Source organism: Thermococcus sp. (assembly GCF_027008145.1).
GTDB lineage: Archaea > Methanobacteriota_B > Thermococci > Thermococcales > Thermococcaceae > Thermococcus.
Genome location: NZ_JALTCZ010000014.1, coordinates 1 through 3,498 on the forward strand (window position 1 = coordinate 1; position 3,498 = coordinate 3,498).

Annotated in this window: 2 protein-coding genes and 1 pseudogene; 2 read left to right on the forward strand and 1 reads right to left on the reverse strand. The window is 56.5% G+C overall.

Annotated elements, in window-relative coordinates; translation table 11 throughout:
• Positions 1-114: 114 nt before the first annotated feature.
• The gene (locus MVD07_RS00535; protein ID WP_297497171.1) at positions 115-1,944 is read right to left on the reverse strand and encodes an FAD-dependent oxidoreductase; all 1,830 of its coding nucleotides are present in this window, start codon (positions 1,942-1,944) and stop codon (positions 115-117) included.
• Between the two features lie 169 nt (positions 1,945-2,113).
• Here MVD07_RS00535 and MVD07_RS00540 point away from each other — a divergent pair, with 169 nt between their 5' ends.
• A complete protein-coding gene (locus tag MVD07_RS00540) occupies positions 2,114-3,043 on the forward strand; it encodes an ATP-binding cassette domain-containing protein (RefSeq protein WP_297497168.1) in 930 nt (309 codons plus the stop codon).
• Positions 3,036-3,498: pseudogene (locus MVD07_RS00545) on the forward strand (ABC transporter permease); the annotation flags it as partial. The gene MVD07_RS00540 and the pseudogene MVD07_RS00545, both read left to right, overlap by 8 nt.

A 3,498-nucleotide genomic window follows, 5' to 3' on the forward strand; every position in this document is an offset into this window, starting at 1 on the left:
CAGCCCCGTTTTCACCGCACCAGACCCGGCGCATCCCGACCACGATGGCCTTTGGTAGGAATGGTTAATCAGCTTTTCCATGGGATGGGAGAATAGGGAAAGTGGAGAGAAAACTCAGAGCTTCCTTCCGACCTCGTAGCCCTCCTTTACGGCGCTGGCTATGTTCCTGACAGACTTGGCGTCCCCAATGATATGGTACTCAACGCCGTCTATGACGAAGGGCACGTAGGGCCTCATGCCGAAGGCCCCAACGATGACGTCGCACCTGATCATCTCCTTCTCCCCGGTTTCGGTGTTCTCGACGATTGCGTAGCCTTCTCCCGCTTCCACGAACCTCCTGTTGATAATTATGGGAATTTCTCTCTCCTCAAGCTCCCTCAGGAGGTAGCCACGGGTTATCCTCTCGACGTTAGGGAGTATCGCGGGACTGCGCTTGATTATCTTCACGCGGTTGTTGAACTCCGCTAGGTAGAGGGCCGTCTCTACCCCTACGAGTCCCCCGCCGCCGATGAGGACTTCTTTGCCCTCGACCTTCACCTCTCCCCTGAGGATTCTGTCGAAGGGAACTATAAGACCCCTCTCGCCGGAACACGGCAGGAACGGCTTCGCGCCGGTGGCCATTACCACGACCTCCGGGTTGAGCTTCATGATGTCATCTTTGGTGACTTTCCCTTCGTGGAGGTGGATGTTGGGTATCTCGGCTAAAACGTTGCGGTAGTACTCGATGAGCCAGCCTATCTTCTCCTTCCCCGGAGGAACCTTCGCGAGGACGAGCTGGCCGCCGAAGATCTCATAGAAGAGGTGAACCTCGTGCCCTCTGAGCGCCGCCACCCTCGCCGCCTCAAGTCCCCCTGGGCCGGCACCGATTATCGCCACAACGCGCTTCCTCGGAGCGGGGAAAATATCCTCCTCGTTCCCGACGTTGGCGTTGACGCCGCACCTTATCGGCCCCTTCTCGTCGTGGACTGCCTTGATGCACTCGCTGCACCCGATGCAGCGTCTTATGAGGTGCTCCTTTCCCTCGGCGACCTTCCTGACCCAGTCCGGGTCTGCTATTAAAGTCCTTCCAAGGACGACGAGGTCTGCCTGCCTCTCAAGAACCCTCTCTGCAACCGCCGGCTCCCTTATCATCCCCACTGCCGCCACCGGAACCGGTAGGGGCCTTATCTTCTCAGCCAGGTAGGCGCGCCAGGCCTGGGGATAGTGCATCGGCTCGAGGCGCTTCTCCTTCGGGCCGAGGCCTATATCTGCCTGTATCATGTCGTAGCCCGCTTTGGCAAGCTCCAGGGCTATCTCGCGCCCCATGCTCAGGTTTATACCACCCTCCAGGAAGTCATCCACCGCGAGCCTTATCGTAACCGGGAAGTCCCGGCCGCACTCCTTCGCTATGCGCTTCCTCACCTCAACCGCGAACCTCGTCGGCTCGCCCCACTCGTCGTCGCGGTGGTTGGTCAGCGGTGAGAGGAACTGGTTGATGAGGAGACCGTGAGCAGCTTGCACTTCGACCATGTCGAAGCCCGCTTCCATGGCCAATCTCGCGGAGTAGGCGAACTTCCCCACCAGCTCCTCCACCTTCTCAGGCGAGAGGTAATCAACTCCTATCTTCTTCCACCCCTCGTGGGCGAGCTCGATGGAGAGCTTAACCCCTTCGTGCTTGTGCACCTCGAAGGCCAGCCATTCCCAGTCCTTGAGGACGGCCTTTGAGTCTATCCTCGGCTGGAAGGGCATGTGCTTTCCTTCCGGGAAGTCTATAGAGGTGTTCTCGACGATTATCAGTCCAACACCACCCCTCGCGCGCCTCTCGTAGTGCCTGACGAACCTCTCGGTCAGCCTGCCGTTCTCCAGGGCGAAGTTCGTCGATATCGGCGGGAAAACTGCCCTGTTCATGAGACGAACCTTCCCGATGTCTATAGGCTCGAATAACCTAGGGTAATCTCCTTTCATTAGGGTCACCTAAAACCCGCTCTCTCCTGAATATATAAGCTTTAGTTCAATTGAGGTGCGGTTTATACGAAATATATTCCGCACATTTGTGTGGGCTCGAACGGCTTCCGACTTCTGGGCTACCCCAACCTTTTTAACTCCTGAAAAGATTTTCATTCCGGTGTGAAGGATGGAGAAGGCCATAGAAGCGGTCAACCTCACGAAATACTATGGCTCGTTCTTAGCGGTTGACGGCGTGAGCTTCTCCGTGGAGTCCGGTGAGGTCTTCGGCTTTCTCGGGCCTAATGGGGCGGGAAAAACCACGACGATAAGGATGCTGACCGGCATCCTCAAACCGAGCAGGGGAGAAGTGCGGGTTCTCGGCTATGACATGCTCGACGAACGCGAGAAGATAAGGGCGAGGGAGAGGATGGGGATCGTCCCCGAGATGGCGAACCCCTACGTTGACCTGACTGCGATGCAGAACCTCCGTCTGATGGGCGAGCTCTACGGCATGTCGCGGGCTGAAATAGAGAGACGCTCAGTCGAGCTCCTCAGGGAGTTTGACCTCTACGAGAAGCGGAATGCAAAGGTTAGGGGCTTCTCGAAGGGTATGAAACAGAGGTTGATCATCGCGATGGCTATGATAGCGGATCCAGAGCTTTACTTCCTGGATGAGCCGACGAGCGGCCTTGATGTCATAAGCGCACGCCTTATAAAGGACGTGATCAGGGAGGAGAAGAAGGCCGGAAAGACAATATTCCTGACGACACACAACATGGACGACGCCAACGAGCTCTGCGAGCGGATTGGGATAATCAGGCGAGGAAAGCTTATAGCGATAGACACGCCCGAAAAGCTGAAGCAGATCGTCAAGGGGCGCATCTCGGTGGAGGTGAGCTTCGAGCCTATGAAGTTTGACCCGTCGGTTCTCTCCTCCGCTTTAAAGGTCGAGACCATGGGCGACAAGGTGAAGATATACACCGACGACCCCGATACAACTGTTAAGGAGCTCGTCCGCCATGCGGAAGAGAAGAACCTCCGCATAGTCAGCCTTAGAACGCTCTCGCCCTCCTTAGAGGACGTTTTCATGGAGCTGATCGGTGGTAAGAATGATTGAGCAGCTGAAGCGCTCCTTCGCTATAGCCAAGAAGGACATGCTCATCTTCTACCTCAAGGGGCCTGTCGTTATAATGGGCCTTCTCTTTCCCTTCTTCCTCTTCTTAGCCTTCCTTATCGGTAGGAACCTCCCTCAGGACAGACTCTTCGTGGGCTTAACGGCGATGACTGCCTTCTTCACCTCCACGGCTGTCGGTCCGACGATAATCCCGTGGGAGTGCCGCGGAAGAACCTTCGAGAGGCTCATAACGGCTCCTGTATCGCTTACAACGGTGCTCCTCGGCGACTTTCAGGCGTCGTTCTACTTCGGCCTCGCGATAACCTTCGCCATAGCGATTCCCGCGATGCTATACCTCTCTGCCGTTCCGGGAATGGTGGTTTTTCTGAGCGCTACTCTCCTCGCGGTCGGAACCTTCTCAGCTATGACGGTTTTAATGTCTTCTTACCCGCCGACGG